The sequence below is a fragment of the Pararhodobacter sp. genome, from assembly GCF_034676075.1.
Taxonomy (GTDB): Bacteria; Pseudomonadota; Alphaproteobacteria; order Rhodobacterales; family Rhodobacteraceae; genus Pararhodobacter.
Genome location: NZ_JAUCCQ010000003.1, coordinates 1 through 17837, shown reverse-complemented (window position 1 = coordinate 17837; position 17837 = coordinate 1). Strand labels below are relative to the sequence as shown.

18 protein-coding genes are annotated in these 17837 nt (G+C 67.3%); 10 read left to right on the top strand and 8 right to left on the bottom strand.

The features are described 5' to 3' along the window. Positions 1-50 precede the first annotated feature (50 nt). Positions 51-899, bottom strand: coding sequence for a helix-turn-helix domain-containing protein (locus tag VDQ18_RS02180; RefSeq protein ID WP_323019376.1), 849 nt, complete (start codon positions 897-899; stop codon positions 51-53). A gap of 185 nt (positions 900-1084) precedes the next feature. On the opposite strand from VDQ18_RS02180, the gene VDQ18_RS02175 reads away from it, so the two are divergent. Further along, positions 1085-2758, top strand: a complete 1674-nt coding sequence (locus tag VDQ18_RS02175) for an FAD-dependent oxidoreductase (protein ID WP_323019375.1) — start codon at positions 1085-1087, stop codon at positions 2756-2758. 1 nt (position 2759) lies between these two features. Beyond that, positions 2760-3512 carry an SDR family oxidoreductase gene (locus VDQ18_RS02170; RefSeq protein WP_323019374.1) on the top strand — a complete coding sequence of 251 codons (753 nt, stop codon included), beginning with the start codon at positions 2760-2762 and terminating at the stop codon, positions 3510-3512. A gap of 20 nt (positions 3513-3532) precedes the next feature. On the opposite strand, the gene VDQ18_RS02165 is transcribed toward VDQ18_RS02170, so the two are convergent. Next, positions 3533-4027, bottom strand: a complete 495-nt coding sequence (locus VDQ18_RS02165) for a MarR family winged helix-turn-helix transcriptional regulator (protein WP_107754623.1) — start codon at positions 4025-4027, stop codon at positions 3533-3535. Positions 4028-4254: 227 nt separating this feature from the next. Between VDQ18_RS02165 and VDQ18_RS02160 the strand changes: the two genes are divergently transcribed. From VDQ18_RS02160 to VDQ18_RS02135, 6 genes are all read left to right on the top strand, one after another. Then, a complete protein-coding gene (locus VDQ18_RS02160; protein WP_323019373.1) occupies positions 4255-5022 on the top strand; it encodes a glucose 1-dehydrogenase in 768 nt (255 codons plus the stop codon). Positions 5023-5026: 4 nt separating this feature from the next. Then, a complete protein-coding gene (gene badI / locus VDQ18_RS02155) occupies positions 5027-5809 on the top strand; it encodes a 2-ketocyclohexanecarboxyl-CoA hydrolase (protein ID WP_107754622.1) in 783 nt (260 codons plus the stop codon). Between the two features lie 47 nt (positions 5810-5856). Then, positions 5857-7014, top strand: coding sequence for an acyl-CoA dehydrogenase family protein (locus tag VDQ18_RS02150; RefSeq protein ID WP_323019372.1), 1158 nt, complete (start codon positions 5857-5859; stop codon positions 7012-7014). A 77-nt stretch (positions 7015-7091) separates the two neighbouring features. Then, positions 7092-8735, top strand: a complete 1644-nt coding sequence (gene aliA / locus VDQ18_RS02145) for a cyclohexanecarboxylate-CoA ligase (protein WP_323019371.1) — start codon at positions 7092-7094, stop codon at positions 8733-8735. Then, a complete protein-coding gene (locus VDQ18_RS02140; RefSeq protein WP_323019370.1) occupies positions 8732-9490 on the top strand; it encodes an SDR family NAD(P)-dependent oxidoreductase in 759 nt (252 codons plus the stop codon). The genes aliA and VDQ18_RS02140 overlap by 4 nt, the downstream gene beginning before the upstream one ends. Before the next feature lie 76 nt (positions 9491-9566). Beyond that, positions 9567-10256 carry a GntR family transcriptional regulator gene (locus VDQ18_RS02135; protein WP_323019369.1) on the top strand — a complete coding sequence of 230 codons (690 nt, stop codon included), beginning with the start codon at positions 9567-9569 and terminating at the stop codon, positions 10254-10256. On the opposite strand, the gene VDQ18_RS02130 is transcribed toward VDQ18_RS02135, so the two are convergent. From VDQ18_RS02130 to VDQ18_RS02105, 6 genes are all read right to left on the bottom strand, one after another. Further along, the gene (locus tag VDQ18_RS02130) at positions 10253-10702 is read right to left on the bottom strand and encodes a type II 3-dehydroquinate dehydratase (RefSeq protein WP_323019368.1); all 450 of its coding nucleotides are present in this window, start codon (positions 10700-10702) and stop codon (positions 10253-10255) included. The two genes, VDQ18_RS02135 and VDQ18_RS02130, sit on opposite strands and share 4 nt — an antisense overlap. A 17-nt stretch (positions 10703-10719) precedes the next feature. Then, a complete protein-coding gene (locus VDQ18_RS02125) occupies positions 10720-12015 on the bottom strand; it encodes a TRAP transporter large permease (protein ID WP_323019367.1) in 1296 nt (431 codons plus the stop codon). Beyond that, positions 12012-12545, bottom strand: a complete 534-nt coding sequence (locus VDQ18_RS02120) for a TRAP transporter small permease (RefSeq protein WP_323019366.1) — start codon at positions 12543-12545, stop codon at positions 12012-12014. The genes VDQ18_RS02125 and VDQ18_RS02120 overlap by 4 nt, the downstream gene beginning before the upstream one ends. A gap of 72 nt (positions 12546-12617) precedes the next feature. Next, on the bottom strand, positions 12618-13607 hold the full coding sequence (gene dctP, locus VDQ18_RS02115) for a TRAP transporter substrate-binding protein DctP (RefSeq protein ID WP_323019365.1): 990 nt from the start codon (positions 13605-13607) through the stop codon (positions 12618-12620). 113 nt (positions 13608-13720) lie between these two features. Beyond that, on the bottom strand, positions 13721-15610 hold the full coding sequence (locus tag VDQ18_RS02110) for a bifunctional sugar phosphate isomerase/epimerase/4-hydroxyphenylpyruvate dioxygenase family protein (protein WP_323019364.1): 1890 nt from the start codon (positions 15608-15610) through the stop codon (positions 13721-13723). Beyond that, the gene (locus VDQ18_RS02105; protein ID WP_323019363.1) at positions 15607-16494 is read right to left on the bottom strand and encodes a shikimate dehydrogenase; all 888 of its coding nucleotides are present in this window, start codon (positions 16492-16494) and stop codon (positions 15607-15609) included. Before VDQ18_RS02105 ends, VDQ18_RS02110 begins: the two co-directional genes overlap by 4 nt. 148 nt (positions 16495-16642) lie before the next feature. Here VDQ18_RS02105 and VDQ18_RS02100 point away from each other — a divergent pair, with 148 nt between their 5' ends. Next, on the top strand, positions 16643-17311 hold the full coding sequence (locus VDQ18_RS02100; protein ID WP_323019362.1) for a TetR/AcrR family transcriptional regulator: 669 nt from the start codon (positions 16643-16645) through the stop codon (positions 17309-17311). Between the two features lie 297 nt (positions 17312-17608). Further along, a complete protein-coding gene (locus VDQ18_RS02095) occupies positions 17609-17746 on the top strand; it encodes a hypothetical protein (RefSeq protein WP_323019361.1) in 138 nt (45 codons plus the stop codon). The last annotated feature ends 91 nt before the right edge of the window (positions 17747-17837 follow it).

Here is a 17837-nt window from a genome sequence, read left to right as displayed (position 1 = left end):
CTTCCGTTGCGGGTGGCAGTCTGCACGGCAGCGGGCCAGGCGACAGGGACTCAGGCGGTGATTTCTTGTGCTTTCTCGTCCTGTCGGCAGCGCCGGTACTCGCCCGGCGCCATCCCGACCCGGCGCGAGAAGAAGCGGCTGAAATAGGCCGGATCCTCGAACCCCAGCTCATATCCCACTTCGGCCACGCTGCGCGCCATATAGACGAGGTGGCGCTTGGCCTCGACCACCAGCCGCTCGTGCAGGAGTTCCGAAGCCGTGCGCCCGGTGCGCGCCCGGCAGGCCTGGGTCAGCCGCTGCACGGTGACGCCCAGCTCCCCGGCATAGAACTCCATCGACTTCTGGTGACGGAAATTCTGTTCCAGCGTCGTGCGATAGCGGCAGAGCAGCGCGTAATCGCGGTCCTGCGCCAAGGGCCGCATGTCGGGCTGCGCGGCGCGGTGGCGGCGCATGGCGGTTATCAGGATCAGTTGCAGATAGCCCTCGATGGCCCGCACCCGGCCGGGCACCGACAGGACGTATTCCTCCAGCAGGCTGTGAAACAGCGTCGCCGCGTGATCCAACGCCCGGGGCGGCGTCTCCAGCCCATAGACCGCGGGCTGGGTCAGGGCCTGCGCCACATCCACCATTTCCTGCGTCAGCCGGGCGATGAAGGGCATGGCGGCGTTGATCACCACCCCGTCGGTGCGCGGCACGAAGTGGAATTCATGCACCAGCCCGGCCGGGACCACGACCAGCGAGCCCCGGGGCACCGGGTAATCCTCGCCCTCGACCCTGAGGGTGCCGCCGCCGTTCTCGACCAGCAGGATCTGCACATGGTCGGGGTGGATATGTGGCGGAATCGTCCAATCGTGACGCCCGCTGCGTTCGAGGATTCGCTCGATATGCAGGAAATCCATTTCCACATCGGGCGCGGAATCTCCGTAAAGAAAACAACTCGGTATCCCGGTGCCGGTCCAGTCCATCGCTTTGCCTCCTCCCTCGGGGCTTTGGTGCATCGTGCAATAAATGCCGATTTCCGTCCATTCTGTCCTTGGACGGATCGTGGTGTTCCTTGACCGAAATCTGCTTCGGAGGAGAGGGCATGGAGCGCGAATGCGACGTCCTGGTGGTGGGCGCGGGCGCCGGGGGGATGGCCACGGCCATCACGGCGGCCAAGCTGGGTCTCAAGGTCACCATCATCGAGAAGGCGCCGGTCTTCGGCGGTACGACGGCCTTTTCCGGCGGCGTGCTGTGGATCCCCGGCAACCCGCGTGACCCCAGCACCCGCGAGGCCGCCCGGACCTACATGAAATCCGAGACCGGCAATTTCTATGACGAGGAAGCGGTCGAGCTTTACCTCGATCAGGCGCCGAAGATGCTGGATTTCTTCGAGCGCGAGACGGCGGTGGCCTTCGTGCCGACGCTCTATCCCGATTACCACCCCGACGCGCCGGGCGGCGTCGAGGTCGGCCGCTCGGTCCTGGCCGCGCCGTTCAACGCCTCGGCGCTGGGTGCGAACCTGAAACGGCTGCGCCCGCCGCTCAAGACCATCACCTTCATGGGGATGATGTTCAATTCCTCGAACGCCGACATCAAGCATTTCTTCAACGCGACGAAATCGGCGCGGTCTTTCGTCTATGTCGCCAAACGCCTCGCCGCGCATTTCGTCGAACTGGCGCGCTACGGGCGCGGGGTCAACGTGACCTCGGGCAATGCGCTGGCGGCGCGGCTGGCGAAAAGCTGCTTCGACCTCGGGATCGGGATCCACACTGACACCCCCGCGCTACGGCTGATCCACGGGGCGGAGGGCGTGACGGGGGTCGAGGTCGCCACGCCCCAAGGCCCCGTCACCCTGACCGCCCGCAAGGGCGTGGTGCTGGCTGCGGGCGGTTTCGCGCAGGACCTCACGCGGATCCGCGCGGCCTATCCGCATCTGCGGCAGGGGGGCGAGCACCTGTCCCCGGTGCCCGAGGACAACACCGGCGATGGCATCACTTTGGGGCAGGGCGCAGGCGCCCGTTTCGAGACGCGGCTGCCCGCCGCCTCGGCCTGGATCCCGGTGTCGCAGGTGCCCCTGGGCGGCGGCAAGCACGCGCCCTTCCCGCATCTGATCGACCGCTACAAGCCGGGGATCATCGCGGTTCTGGCCAATGGCAAGCGCTTCACCAATGAAAGCAACAGCTACCACGACGTGGGCGCGGCGATGATCGCCGCCTGCGCCGGTCAGGCCGAGACCGCCTGCTGGCTGATCGCCGACCGCGACGCCCTGCGCAAATACGGGCTCGGTTTCGTGAAACCGGCGCCGATGCCGATCGGCCGTTTCCTCAGGAACGGCTATCTGAAATCGGGCCGCACGTTGGGCGAACTGGCCCGGGCCTGCGGCATCGACCCGGCCGCTTTCGAGGCGACGGTGAGCCGCTTCAACGCGGGCGCCGACCGCGGCGAGGACCCGGAATTCCACCGGGGCTCCACCGCCTTCAACCGCTACCTCGCCGATCCCGAGCACAAGCCCAACCCCTGCGTGGCGCCGATCCGGCAGGGGCCGTTCTATGCCGTGAAGATGGTGATGGGCGATCTCGGCACCTTCGACGGGCTGGAGTGCACGCCGAAGGGGCAGGTGCTGGATATGTCGGGTCAGCCGATCCCGGGGCTCTATGCCGTGGGCAACGACCGCGCCTCGGTCATGGGGGGGAATTACCCCGGCGCCGGGATCACGCTGGGGCCGGCCATGACCTTCGGCTATGTCACCGCCCGCCATATCGCCGGGGTGGCCTGAGATGGAATGGCTGGGACTTCAGGGCAAGGTCGCGGTGATCACCGGCGGCTCGGGCGGGATCGGCATGGCCTGTGTTCAGGCCTTCCGTGACGCGGGCGCCATCGCCATTCCCGTCGACCGCAGCGCCAGCGACCCCGAGGGGATCGCCTGCGATCTGGGCGACGCCGGGGCGGTCGCGGCGGCGGCGTCGGCCATCGCCGGGCGCCACGGCGGCGCCGATATCCTCGTCAACAACGCGGGCATCCTCAAGCCCGGCGGGCTGGAGAGCGTGCCCATCGCCGATTGGCAGGCGATGCTGGACATCAACCTGACCGGCGCCCTGCGCATGGTGCAGGCGCTGGTGCCGCAGATGCGGGCGCGGGGCGGCGGGGCATTGGTGCATGTCGCCTCGATCTCGGCCAGCAACCCGCAGCCCTTTTCCGGCGCCTACAGCCCCGGCAAGGCGGCGATGGCGATGCTGTCGCGGCAACTGGCCTTTGAGCTGGGGCCCGAGGGGATCCGCTCGAACGTGGTCAGCCCCGGGCTGGTGCTGACGCCGCTGTCGCAGCGCTTCTACGACGACCCCGCGGTGAAATCCCGGCGCGAGGCCGTGGTGCCGCTGCGCAGGATCGGCACGCCGCTCGACATGGCCGAGGCCGTGCTCTTCCTCGCCTCGCCCCGCGCCGCCTATGTCACCGGGCAGGAGATCGTGGTGGATGGGGGGCTGTCGCAGGCGCTGATGGGCATGGTGCCGCGCCCGGGCTACGCGGGCTGAAGCAGGGCGGGGCGGCGGGGCTATTCCTCGCCGCCCTGCGCCTCGTCGATGGCGCGGAAATTCTCGCGCAGGATGTCGAGGTAATGCAGCATGTGGATCATGTCGTTGTTCGACAGGTTCCCCATGGATTCCTTGTAGAACGAGGCGATGTCCTCCTGCATGTCGGCCCAACGCTGCCAGCCGACCGGCGTCAGCTTGATGAGCCGCGAGCGGTTGTCGTTCACGTCGACCACCCGCTCGATCCAGCCCCGCGCTTCCAGCCGTGACAGCACGCCGGTCAGGTTCTGGCGGCTGACCATCAGCAGCTTCGCCAGATCCCGCACGGCAATGCCGTTGACCCAGCGTTCGCGCACCAGCGCGCCCAGCACCGCCCATTGCTGCGTGGTCACGTCATGGCGGTCCAGCCAGCGGGTGCCGGTCTTGTTCAGCTGGTTGGCGCATTGATAGAGCCGGAACGCGAGACGGTTCTGCAGATCCGCAGTCAACGAGCCGGATTGGTCAATGTCTTGCTTCATTTTTCCACTATCCCCGGGCTGCATCGCAACGTCAAGGCGTCGTCGTGCCTCGTGCGTTGCTGGATGATATGTAAAGTAGTTGACATAAAATCGAGCCTCCCCTAACCATGGACCCCAAGGACAGGGAGGGATTCGCACCGGTTTCACCGGCTTTGCGTGCCACGCAAGGGGCGGGCAGGCGCGGATCCGGGCCCGGGCCAATGACTTCGGGAACAGGAGAGATCGCCGTGAAGGGTCTGAAAGGGAAAGTTGTTGTCGTAACCGGCGGCGGCGGGGGGATCGGCTCGGCCACCTGCCTGCGCTTTGCCGAGGATGGCGCGAAAGTCGTCGTCGCCGACATCAACCACAGCGCGGCCGAAGCCGTGGCCGACCGCATCCGCGGGCAGGGGGGCGAGGCGCTGGCGCTGGCCTTCGACCTGACCGACCTCGCCGCCTGCCAGCAGGCCGTCGAGCGGATCGAGGCCGATTTCGGCCCCATCGAGATCCTGGTGAACAACGCGGGCTGGGACCTCTTTGTCCCCTTCCTGAAATCCACCCCAGACTTCTGGTCCAAGATCATCGACATCAACCTGCGCGCGGTCCTCAACATCACCCATCCGGTGCTGTCGAAGATGGTCGAGCGCAAATCGGGTCGCGTCGTCTCCATCGCTTCGGACGCCGGGCGCGGCGGGTCGTCGGGCGAAAGCGTCTATGCCGCCTGCAAGGCCGGGGTCATCGCCTTTTCCAAGACGCTGGCGCGCGAGCATTCGCGCCAGGGCATCACCTTCAACTGCGTCTGCCCCGGCGTGACCGAGACCGGCATGCTGGAGAATTTCATGGACAGCGCTGGCAACAAGGAAAAGCTGCGCGAGGCCTTTACCCGCGCCGTGCCGCTGGGCCGTCTGGGCAAGCCCGAGGACCTGCCCGGCGCCATCGCCTTCCTCGCCTCGGACGAGGCTTCCTTCATCACGGGCCAGGTGATTTCCGTCTCCGGCGGCCTGACCATGCACGGGTAAGATCATGGATTATCAGGACATCCTCTATTCGGTGAAGGACGGTGCGGCCACCATCACCATCAACCGCCCCGACAAATACAACGCCTTCCGCGGCCAGACCTGCGAGGAGCTGATCCACGCCTTCAACAAGGCGGGCTGGGACAAGTCGGTCGGCGTCATCGTCCTAACCGGCGCGGGCGACAAGGCCTTCTGCACCGGCGGCGACCAATCGGCGCATGAGGGCCAATACGACGGCCGCGGCACCATCGGCCTGCCGATGGAAGACCTGCACACGATCATCCGCGACGTGCCGAAGCCGGTCATCGCCAAGGTCCGCGGCTTTGCCATCGGCGGCGGCAACGTGCTGTGCACGATCTGCGATTTCACCATCGCCGGGGAAAGCGCGCAATTCGGGCAGGTCGGGCCCAAGGTCGGCTCGGTCGATCCGGGCTATGGCACGGCCTTCCTCGCCCGTGTGGTGGGCGAGAAGAAAGCGCGCGAGATCTGGTATCTGTGCCGCCGCTACAAGGCCCCTGAGGCATTGGCCATGGGCTTGGTCAACGCCGTCGTGCCGGATGACCAGCTCGACGCCGAAGTCGAGAAATGGTGCGCCGAGATCATGGAGAAGTCCCCGACCGCCATCGCGCTCGCCAAGCGCAGCTTCAACATGGACACCGAGCATCAGCGCGGCATCGCCGGTCTCGGGATGCTGGGGCTCTCGCTCTATTACGACACCGACGAGAGCAAGGAAGGCGGCATCGCCTTCAAGGAAAAGCGCAAGCCCGATTTCCGCAAGTTCCATCGTTGAGGCGAACGGGGGGCGCCCGCTGCGCCCCCCGGTTCTGGGAGGATTGAATGAGAACGATTTTCGATACCGAGGAGCTGGACCAGATCCGCGACCTCGCCCGCAAATTCGCGCAGGACCGCGTGGCGCCCGGCTATCTGGTCCGCGAACGCGAGGGGCGTTTCGACACCGCGCTTTTGCGCGAGATGGGGGAACTGGGCCTCATCGCCCCGGAACTGTCCGAGGCCTATGGCGGGATGGGCGCGCCCTATCTCTATTCCGGCGCCATCATCGAGGAATTGGGCAAGGCCGATTTCACCTTCGGCTATGTCTCGCTTCTGGCCTCGCTGAACGGCCATATCCTCGCCAGCTTCGCGCAGAAACAGGTGGCCGAGGCCTGGCTGCCCGGGCTCGTCGCGGGCGAGCACATGCTGGCCATCGCGCTGACCGAACCCAAGGGCGGCTCGGACGCCGCCAATCTGGGCCTGAAGATGGAGCGGGTCGGCGATCACTACGTCATCAACGGCGAAAAGACCTCGATTTCCGCCAACCAGCTGGCCAAGGGCGTCATCACCTTCGCCCGCACCGGAAGGCCGGAGGACCGTGCGCATGGTGTCTCGGCGATCCTAATCCCGCTGGATCTGCCCGGCATCACCACCTCGAAATTCTCGAACATGGGCCAGAATTCCATCGGCCATGGCTCGATCTGGTTCGATAACGTCAGAGTCCCCGCCGACCATCTGCTGGGCGACGAGGGCAAGGGCTTTGCCCAGGTCATGCAGGGTTTCGACTTCTCGCGCAGCCTGATCGGGTTGCAATGCCTCGGCACCGCCCGCGCCAGCCTCGATGAGACCTGGGCCTATATCCGCGAGCGTCAGGCCTTCGGCAAACCGCTGGCCGCCTATCAGGGCGTGACGCATCAGCTGGCCGATTTCGACACCAAGGTCGAGGCCGCGCGGCTCATGTCCTACAACGCGCTCTGGCTCAAGGATCAGGGCCTGCCGCACACGGCCGAGGCCGCGATGACCAAATGGTGGCCGCCGCTTCTGGCCTATGAGGCGATCCATGCCTGCCTACTGATCCACGGCCACGCCGGCTATTCCGACACGCTGCCGTTTCAGCAACGGCTGCGGGACGTGCTGGGCCTGCAGATCGGCGACGGCACCGCGCACATCATGAAGAACATCATCGCCCGGGAACGGGCAGGCCGTCAGGCCGTCGCGGGCTGAGGCCCGTCGAGCCCGGGCGTCGGGGAGGGCGCCCGGATCCAACAGGGGGCAATCCCCTTCGTCTCGGGAGGAAGATCATGCATTTCGACGCCGTTCTCATCGAGCCCCGCCGGGCCGCGATGATCGCCGCTGGCCTCTGGCTGGACAGGACCGCCGACGATTACTTCGACGCCTGCCTTGCCGCGCATCCCGATGCGCTGGCGCTATCGGCGATCACCACCGCGAGTGGCGCGCGGCGGGACCTCAGCTGGGCGGAACTGGACATGCTGGCCGACCGCGCCGCGCTGGGCCTGCGGGCGCTGGGCGTGGGCCGGGGCGATGTGGTCACCTGCCAATTGCCGAACGGCTGGGAATTCGTCGCGAGCTACCTCGGCTGCTCGCGGATCGGCGCGGTCTTCAACCCGGTGATGCCGATCTTCCGCGAGCACGAGCTGGGCTTCATGCTGAAGCATGGCGAGAGCAAGGTGTTCCTGGTCCCCAAGACCTTCCGCGGCTTCGATCACGAGGCGATGGCCGAGGGGCTGAAACCAACCCTCCCCGCGCTGGCCCACATCGTCGTGGCGGGGGGCGAGGGGGCGAACAGCTTCGACGCCCTCCTCTGCAACCCCGCCTTCGACAGCCAGCGCGCGACGATCACCCGCGACACCCGCCTCGGCCCCGATGACGTCTGCCAGCTGATCTATACCTCGGGCACCACGGGCGAGCCGAAGGGCGTCATGCACACCGCGAACACGATGTACGCCAACCTCGCCCCCTTTGCCGAGCGGCTGCACATGGGCGGCGACGACGTGATCCTCATGTTCTCGCCCATGGCCCACCAGACCGGGTTCATGTACGGGCTGCTGCTTCCCCTGATGCTGAAAGCGCGCTTCGTGCTGATGGACAGCTGGGACAAGGCGCTGGCCGCCCGCACAATCGAGGGCGACGGCGTGACCTGGACCATGGCCTCCACCCCGTTCCTGATCGACCTTTCAGGCGCGGTCGAGGATCTGGGCACCGATCCCGCCTCGCTCAGGATCTTCCTCTGCGCCGGGACGGTGATCCCGGGCCCGGTGGTGGAGCGCGCGCAACGGGTGCTGGGCGCGCGGGTCATCTCGGCCTGGGGCATGACTGAGAACGGCGCGGTGACGACCGTCCTGCCCGAGGATCCGGCCCAGCGTGCGGCGGAAACCGATGGCGTGCCGCTGCCGGGGATCGAGCTGCAGATCCGCGACCGCGAGGGGCGGCCGGTCAGCGGCCCCGGGATCGAGGGCGAGTTGTTCGTTCGGGGATGTTCGAATTTCGGCGGCTACCTGAAGCGGCCGCAGTGGAACAATGTCGATGCCGAAGGCTGGTTCGACACCGGCGACATCGCCCGGATGGACGCGGCGGGCTATATCCGCATCTGCGGCCGGTCCAAGGACATCATCATCCGCGGCGCCGAGAATATCCCGGTGGTCGAGGTCGAGGCCGCGCTCTTCAAGCATCCCGCGGTCCAGAGCGTCGCCATCGTCGGCTATCCCGATGAGCGGCTGGGAGAACGGGCCTGCGCCTTCGTCGTACCGAAGCCCGGCCAGTCGCTGAGTTTCGACGCGATGCAGGCGCATCTGAAAGCCCATCACTTTGCCACGCAATACTGGCCCGAGCGGCTGGAACTGCGCGAGGCGCTGCCCGCCACCGCCTCGGGCAAGGTGCAGAAATTCGCGCTCCGGAAGCTTCTGCGCGACGAGATGGGGCTGTGAGCCGGGGCCGTATCGCCCTGATCTCGGGCGCGGGCGGGCCGATGGGCCGGGCCGTGGCGCTGAGGCTGGCGGCCGAGGGCGTGGCGGGGCTGATGCTGACCGACATCTCCGCCCGTCGGCTGGAGGAAACCGCCGCCCTGCTGCGCGCCCTCCCCGATGCGCCCCTGGTGGTGGCTAAGCGCGCCGACGTGACCCTCGCCGCCGAGGCGGGGGCGGTTGCCGCTGCGGCGCTCGCGGCTTTCGGCCGGGTGGACCTGCTGGTCAATCTGGTCGGCGGCCTGCGCTCGTCCGAGCTTTATCAACCATTCCTGACCATGGACGAAAGCCGCTGGCGGCAGACCTTCGATCTGAACCTGATGGGCGGTTTCCACCTGATGCAGGCGCTGGTCCCCGGCATGCTGGAACGGGGCTTCGGCCGGGTGGTCAACACCGCCTCCATCGTCTTCGGCGGGGAGAAGGGGCAGGCCGATTACGCCGCCGCCAAGGCCGCCGTCGCCTCGCTCACCCGCACGCTCGCCGCCGAATTTGCGCCCCATGTCACGGTCAATTGCGTGGCGCCCGGGCTGACCAACACCTCGGTGACCCGCAACATGCCTCCGGCCGAGGTCGCGCGTCTGGTCGCGGGCAGCTTCATCCCGCGGCTGGCCGAGCCCGAGGAAACCGCCGCCGCCGTCGCCTTCTTCCTGCGCGACGAGGCGGCTTTCGTCACCGGCGAAGTGCTGGCCGTCTCGGGCGGCGTGCATCCGCATCTGTGACCCGACCCAAGCCCAATTGACTTTCCCCCCGACATTCGGCTTCTTCGCCGGGTTTGTCGGATATAAAGTCGAACCTATGGAATTTCTCAGATTCGAAACCGTTGCCCGCGAAGGCGAGACGATTGGCGATCTGGCCTATCGTCGGCTCAGGGCGGATATCGTCAACGGGCGGCTCAAGCCGCTCGCCAAGCTGAAGCCGGATCTGTTGCGCGGCGATTATGGCGCCAGCGTCTCGACCCTGCGCGAGATCCTCAGCCGTCTGGCGGCCGAGGGGCTGGTCACCGCCGAAGGCCAGCGCGGCTTTCGCGTCGCGGCGATCAGCCGGGCCGATCTGCGCGAACTGGCCGATCTGCGCATCCTGCTGGAAACCACCGCGCTCAGACGCTCGATTGCCGAGGGCGATCTCGAATGGCAGGGCGCGGTCGTTGCCGCGCATTACACGCTGTCGGTGATCGAGGCCGAGCTGATGGCCGGCAACCGCGCCTCGGTCGAGCGCTGGGTGCGCCATGACTGGGGCTTTCACCACGCCACCATCGCCGCCTGCCAGCAGGAGGCGCTGATGCAGACCCATGCCTCGGTCTTCGACCGCTACGCGCGCTATCACATGCTGGTGCTGGATTTCCGTGGCGAAGGCGTGGCGCAGCAGCACCGCGAATTGCGCGATCTGGTGCTGGCGCGCGAGGCGGATGCCGCCTGCGCGCTTCTGGTCGATCACGTGCAGGCGGGCATGGATTACGTGCTGGCGACGGGGATGATCCCCTCCTAGGCCGCGCGCGACAGCTGGGCCAGCCGGGTCAGGGCAAAGGCATAGCCCTGGATGCCGAACCCCTCGATCTTGGCAGTCGCGGCCTTCGACACATAGGACAGGTGCCGGAATTCGTCGCGGCGGAACAGCGGCGAGATATGCACCTCGATGATCGGGCCATCATAGATCAGCAGCGCATCCAGAATGGCGATGGAGGTCGAGGTGAAGCCGGCCGGGTTGATCAGGATGCCCGCCGCGGTGCCCCGCGCGCGCTTGATCCAGCCCATGATCTCGGCCTCGCTGTCGCTCTGGCGGAAATCGACGGCGATGCCCTGAGCCTCGGCCGTCTGGCGGCAGAGCGCCTCGACATCGGCGAGCGTGTCGTGGCCATAGACCTCGGGCTGGCGGGTGCCCAGCATGTCCAGATTGGGGCCGTTGATGACGAGGATGGTTTTCGGGTCGGACATTCAGGTCTCCGGGGGGATCAGCCGCTGTAGCCGTAAAGCCGAGGCAGCCAGAGGATGAGGTCGGGAACGAAGGTGATGATGGCCAGCCCCAGCACCATGACCGCCAGGAACGGCAGCAGGTGGCGGATGGTGGCGCCGGTCGGGGCCTTGGTGATGGACGAGACGACGAACAGCAAAAGCCCATAGGGGGGGGTGGCGAGGCCGATCATCGTGTTGACCACGACGATGACGCCGAAATGCACCGGGTCCACGCCCAGCGAGATGGCGGTCGGCAGGAAGATCGGCACGATCACCAGCAGGATCGCATTGGCCTCCAGCACGCAGCCCAGCAGAAGCAGGATCACGTTGACCATCAGCAGGAACGAGAACCAGGTGAGCTGCGTGTCGCCCAGCGAGTCGCGGATCACGTTGGGGACCTGCTCGACCGTGACGACATAGTTGAAGGCCAGCGCCCCGGCGATCAGGAAGCCGACGCTGGCGGTCGACCGCGCGCTCTGGCGCACCGTGTCGAAGGCCTGACGCAGGCTGACCGAGCGGTAGAACACCGTCGAGACGACGAAGGCATAGAGCGCGGCCAGCGCGGCGGCCTCGGTGGGGGTGGTGATGCCGCCATAGATGCCGACCAGCAGGATCACCGGCATCAGCAGGGCGGGCAGGGCGCGCAGCGTGACGCGCGGGATCTCGCGCAGCGGCACCGGCTCTTCGACCGGGTAGTCATGGACCCGCGCCTGCCAGGCGTTCACCATCATCAGCAGGACGCCCAGGATCAGCCCCGGCATCACCCCGCCCAGGAACAGGTAGCCGATGGAGGTATCCGAGACGAGCGCGAACAGCACCATCGGGATCGAAGGCGGGATGATCGGCCCGATGATGGCCGAGGCGGCGGTGATCGCCCCGGCATAGGCGCCGGGGTATTTCCCGTCCCGCGTCATCAGGTTGATGATGATCCGTCCCATGCCCACGGCATCGGCGATGGCCGAGCCCGACATGCCGGAAAAGATCAGCGACGAGACGACGTTGACATGGCCCAGCCCGCCCCGGAACCGCCCGACCAGCGCCTTGCAGAAATCGAGCAACCGGTCGGACAGAGATCCCACGTTCATCAGGTCCGCAGCGAAGATGAAGAGCGGAATCGCCAGCAGCACATAGGAGCCATAGAGCCCGTTCAGCATCTGCTCGGTGGCGATGGACATGTCCCGGCCCATCAGCAGCAGATACAGGATCGACGAGCCCAGCATGGCATGCCCGATGGGCAGGCCGAGGACGGCGGTGAGCACGATCACCGCGACGATAAGGTCGAACTGCCAGCTCATTCGGTGAAATCCTTGCGTGTCGCCTCATGGGGGGCGGCCTCGCCCGCCGGCACCTCGCGCCCGGTCAGCGCGCTCCAGCCGATCCAGGCGTAGCGCAGGATCGAGACGACCAGGAACACCATCAGGATCGAGAAGACCCAGCTGAAGGGAATGTCGAAATAGGCGGTGTCCTGGATCTTCATGAAGGTCACGAAGTCCCAGTTGGCCGGGATGGCGATGGCATAGATCGCCACCAGCGCCGTGGCAAAGATCACCCGGAAGACCCGCCGCACCCGGGGCGGGACCGCGCCATAGACGATGTCGAAGCGGATCTCGTCCTCTTCCCGGGCCGAGACCGACTGGCCCCAGAGGATCACCCACAGCCAGGCGATGACGCAGACCTCGACGGTCCAGCCGACCGGGCTGCCCATGACGTAGCGCATGAAGACCTGAAGGATGAAGCACAGGAACATGATCGCCAGCAGGATCCCGGGCACGGTATCGGCCAGGGTCGCGGCAAGTCGGGTCCAGCTGCGGGCAGGGGGTGTCATTCGGGCATCTCCGATGAAGGCGGGGCGACGGGCAGGCGCTGCCGCCCGCCGCCCCGCCTGCCGCAGGCGGTGTTACTCGGCCAGGGCGTTGATCGCCTCCAGCATGCCCTCGGGCCAGCTGGCGGCAAACTCGCTTTCCAGATAGCGCGCCTGGGCATACTCGCGGAACGCGGCGCGGTCGGGTTCATAGACCCGCAGCCCCTGGTCCTGGAAGAACTGCACCAGCTCGGCTTCGCGCGCCAGGTGACGCTCGGTGCTTTCGGCGATGGCGGTGTCGACGGCCGATTGCAGCAGCTGCTGCTGTTCGGGCGTCATGCCGTTCCAGGTGTCATTGGCGACGGCCAGCACGTCGAAGCCGATCAGATGCCCGGTCATGACGATCTGCGAGGTGACCTCGTAAAAGCGCATGTTGTAATCGTTGGGCAGCGGGTTGTCCTGGCCGTCGATGGCCCCGGTCTGCAGCGCGGTATAGACCTCGGCATAGGCCAGCGGCGTCGGGTTTGCGCCGATGGCCGACCCCAGGAACTGCCAGGCGTCACCGCCGGGCATGCGCAGGGTCAGGCCGTTCAGATCGGCGGGCGTCTGCACCTCGATCTCGGGCTTCAGGTTGACCTGGCGGGTGCCGAAATAGACCGGCGCCAGCACATGGATGCCGATCCCCTCGGTCAGCGCCAGCAGCTGCTCGCCGACCTCGCTGTCGAAGACCCGCTGCAGGTGGTCGACGTCATTGAACAGATAGGCCGAGGTGACGATCGACCATTCCGGCACCTGTTCGGCGATGGTCTGCGGCGCCACCAGGCCGATTTCCAGGTTGCCGCGCTGCAGGGCGATCAGCTCGGTCCCCTGCGACACCAGCGTGGCGCCATTGAACACCTGCAGGTCGAACTCGGCCGCGACCGCTTCCGAGATCGCGGCAAAGGCCTCGGCCCGGATGTCGTTGTTCGACACCACCGACGACAGGCGCAGGACCGGCCGGTTCTGGGCAAAGAGCGGCGCGGCGGTCAGGGCCGTGGTGAGGGCAAGCCCGGTGGCAAGGGCCGCGCGGCGGGTAATGGGCGTCATGGTTTCCTCCCTTTGACGTCGGTTCAGATTCGGTCGTTCTCAGTTCCGCATTCTATGATCTATAGGTCAATATCAAGAATGTCAGAGATTATCTATCCCTTCATGTCGCGCTTTCAGGAAGAAGGCATCCCCTTGGGCCGCCCCAGCCGCTTCTGCGCGGCGATGCGGACCGGCGCATTGGCCGCGCCATAGCCGTCGTACCCACCGCGCCGCTCGACGATCTCGAAGAAGAGCCCATGCGCGAAGGGCCGCGAATAGAGCTGCAGGAACTCCCCGCCGCGCCCATCCGCGTCGTAAAACAGGTTCAGCGCCCGGAGCCGCGCGATCTCGGCCTGCGGCAGGTCGAAGCGGGCGGCGAGGTCGTCGTAGTAATTGGCCGAGACCGGCAAGGGCTCGAATCCGCGCGCCGCCAGCGCCTCGGCCGTGGCGTGGATGTCGTCGGTGGCGAAGGCCAGATGCTGGACGATGGCGCCGAAACTCTCCGCCAGAAAGGCGCCGGCCAGCGTGCGATGCGTCTCGGCCCCGTTCAGCGTGATGCGGAAATCCCCGCCGGGCGCCGCCACCGCCTGACTGCGCACCAGCCCGTCGGGGTCGATCACATCGACCATCGGCGCCTTCTTCATCGCGAAAAGCGAGGTGTAGAACAGCGACCACGACAGCATTTCGTCATAGCTCATGGTCTGGGCGATGTGATCGACCCGCCGCAGCCCGACCCCCGGCACCGGATCGGACCCGGCGCCGAATTCCCGGACCCAGACTTTGTCCAGCCCGCTGCCCTCGTCGAGGAAATGCAGCACCGACCCGCCAAGGCCCCGGATGCCCGGGATCTCCATCTCGGCCGGGCCGCGCGGCTGGGCAAAGACCTCGGCCCCCAGCGCCCGGGCCCGGTCCAGCGTGTCCGCGGCCGAGGCGACGCTCAGCCCCAGATCGCAGACGCTGGTGCCATGCGTGGTGAAGATCGCCTCGGCATGCCCGGACCTTTCGTGGTTCAGGACCAGCCGGATCCCGCCCTGTTGCCAGAGCGTCAGATCCTTGCCGACATGCCGCCCGGTCTGCGCGAAACCAAGGCCCGACAGCGTTGCCGCCAGCGCCTCGGCCTCGGCGCCGCGGGTGGCGAATTCGACATAGGCCGTGCCCTGCGGCGGCACCGGCGCGGGCATCGGCGGCAGATCGACCGTCAGCCCCGGCTCGGCCCGGCGCACCGCATCCATCAGATCGACCAGCGAACGGTGGCCGTCCCGTGCCAGCTGCTTGGTCTTGCCGCCACGAAACTGGTCGTTGAAGATCTCAAGGCTGATCGGCCCGGCATAGCCCGTCGCCATCACCGCCCGCATGAACCCCTGCACATCCAGATCGCCCTCGCCGGGCATCGCGCGGAAATGCCGCGACCAATAGAGCAGATCCATCTCGATCCGCGGCGCATCGGCCAGCTGGACGAAAAAGATCCGGTCGCCCGGGATGCGGCGGATCGTGTCGGGATCGGTGCCTCGGGCCAGCGTGTGGAAACTGTCCAGGATCAGCCCGACATTCGGATGATCCGCGCGGCGCACGATCTCCCAGGCGTCGCGGTGGTCGTTGACATGGCGGCCCCAGGCCAGCGCCTCGTAGCCCACCCGCAGGCCGCGCTTCGCCGCCCGGGCGCCGAGTTCGGCGAAATCCTCGGCCGAGCGGTCGATGCCGCCCTGCGCCTCGGGATGGACCGAGGAACAGACCAGCACCAGATCGGTCCCCAGCTCCTGCATCAGGTCGAACTTGCGTTCCGCCCGGTCAAACGCCCGGCGCCGCAGATCGCCCGGCAGCCCCTCGAAATCGCGGAACGGCTGGAACAGCAGCAGCTCCAGCCCGGCGTCGCGGATCCGCCGCCCGACTTCGCGCGGCGAGCGGGTGTCGGCGATGAAATCCTGCTCGAAGATCTCGATCCCGTCGAAACCCGCCGCGGCGATGGCGACGATCTTCTCCTCCAGAGTGCCGGAGATGGAGACGGTGGCGATCCCGGTCTTCATGCCTGAACCCCCGACGCCTGAATGCCCGCCGTGGCGCCCAGCCGGTGGAAGGTGGCGCGCATCCGCTCGGGATCGGCGGGGCGGCCGGTGAACAGCTCGAAGGCCCGGACTGCCTGGAACACCGCCATCCCCTCGCCACTCAGCACCCGGCAGCCCCGCGCCGCGGCCGCGGTCAGAAGGGCGGTCGCCAGCGGCACATAGACGATATCGGCGACCCAGTGGTGCGGGCTCAGCGCCGAAGGGTCCAGCGGCGTGCCGGGCAGGGCCAGCATGCCGACGGGGGTGGCGTTGACGATGCCGTCCGCCTCGGCGACCCCGTCCTCGGTGACCCGGGCAATCTCGGCCCGGGCATGGGCGTTGATCGAGGCCACCAGCGCCTCGGCCGCGGGCCGCGCCGTATCGCGGATCAACAGCCGCCGCGCGCCCAGATCGACCAGCGCATGCGCCACCGCCCCGCCCGCGCCACCCGCACCCAGCAGCAGAACCCTGTCCAGCCCCGCCCCCGGCAGGCCGCGCCGGAACCCTTCGGCGAAGCCCCAGGCATCGGTGTTGTGCCCCTGCCGCCGTCCGTTCCGGAAGACCACGGTATTGACCGCGCCGACCCGCTCGGCATTGGGCGAGAGCGTGTCGAGCAGCGCCATCACCGCGCGCTTGTAGGGGTAGGTGACGTTGAGGCCGGCGTATCCCTCGGCCTCGGCCCGGTCGAGGATCCCGGCCAGATCGTCCGGCGTGCCCGCGGCGGTGTCGAAAAGGTCATAGCGATAGGTCATCCCCTGCGCCTGTCCCTCGGCCTCGTGCATGCCGGGGGTGCGCGATTTCTGGATGCCCCGCCCGATCAGGCCCACGCGGACCGTCGTGCTGGCCGGGTCTTGCTGACGATGCACGCGGGTCTCCTCCCAGCTGCTTTTCCCCTTAATGTAACAGTTGGTACAATTTTGCAAGAGAATATACCAGCCGGTTAATTTGCTGCCTGTCCGCGCCCCGCGCCCTGTGCTAGTCTCGGGCCCGGGTCGGGATAGAGGAGGAAAATCCGTGACTTCAGAGGCCGCCGAGGGGGCGAGGAGACGCTGGAAACAGAACCCCGAGGCCGTGCAGGAGGACATCCTGCGCGTCGCCGTCGCGGTTTTTTCCGAAAGCGGCCTGTCGGGCGCCCGCATCGACGAGATCGCAGCGCGGACCCAGACATCGAAGCGGATGATCTACTATTATTTCGGCGACAAGATGGGCCTCTACATGCGGGCGCTCGAAGCCGCCTATGCCAAGGTCCGCGCGGGCGAGGATCAGCTCGACCTCGGCACGCTGCCCCCGGACGAGGCTCTGGCCCGGCTCGTCGCCTTCACCTTCGACCACCACCGCAGCAATCCCGATTTCATCCGCATGGTGATGATCGAGAACATCCACAACGCCGAGACCCTCGCCGCCTCCGAGGTGATCCGCAACATGAACGTCTCGGCCATCGAGAAGCTGCGCGACATCTGCCGCCGGGGCGAGGCCGAGGGCCTGTTCCGCCCGGGGCTCGACCCGGTGGCGCTGCATTGGCAGATCAGCGCGCTGAGCTTCTTCAACGTCTCGAATCGGCCGACCTTTTCCGCGCTCTTCGGCGAAGGCTTCTTCTCGGAGGAAGGGCAGAAGGCCCTGCGCCGCCAGATCGTCGATTCCCTTCTGGCCGAAGTCCGGCCGCGCGACACGCCCCGGTCCTGACCGAGGGGCAGGGTGCCGGACCTACCCGATGGCGCCCGGCCCGCTGCCCAGTGCCATCGCGCTTTTCAAATTTAGCGCCCCGCAATCCGATCACCGAGGGGCATTGCATCTCGCCCTATCCGGTGCTGGAGACCGGCCAGATGACCTGCTGGTCCCGCCGCCCCTGGGCAAATGCCTGGTCGGCACCCTCACCGCCCTCGCCGCCCTCAAAGACTGGCGCCTCGCCTATGCCGCGCTGCCCTTCATGCGATCAGCGTCGGCCAGACCGATTTCGTCAGGAATGACGCCGATCCGGGCGTGATCATCCCGGCCCGGGCGATCCTCGCCTCGCGCTACTGGTGGGGCGGGCTCAGCGACGCGGAACGCGAAGCCATCGATGCCGCGGTCGACACCGCCAATGCCGCGACCGCTCCGACCGAGACGGCCCTGGATTGAGGCGTCAGGGTTTCGCCCTCGTGCCTCGGGCGACCGAGGGCGGGGGGCTGCCGCCCCCCGCACCCCCTGCTTCAAGGAGGGTTTTCCACCC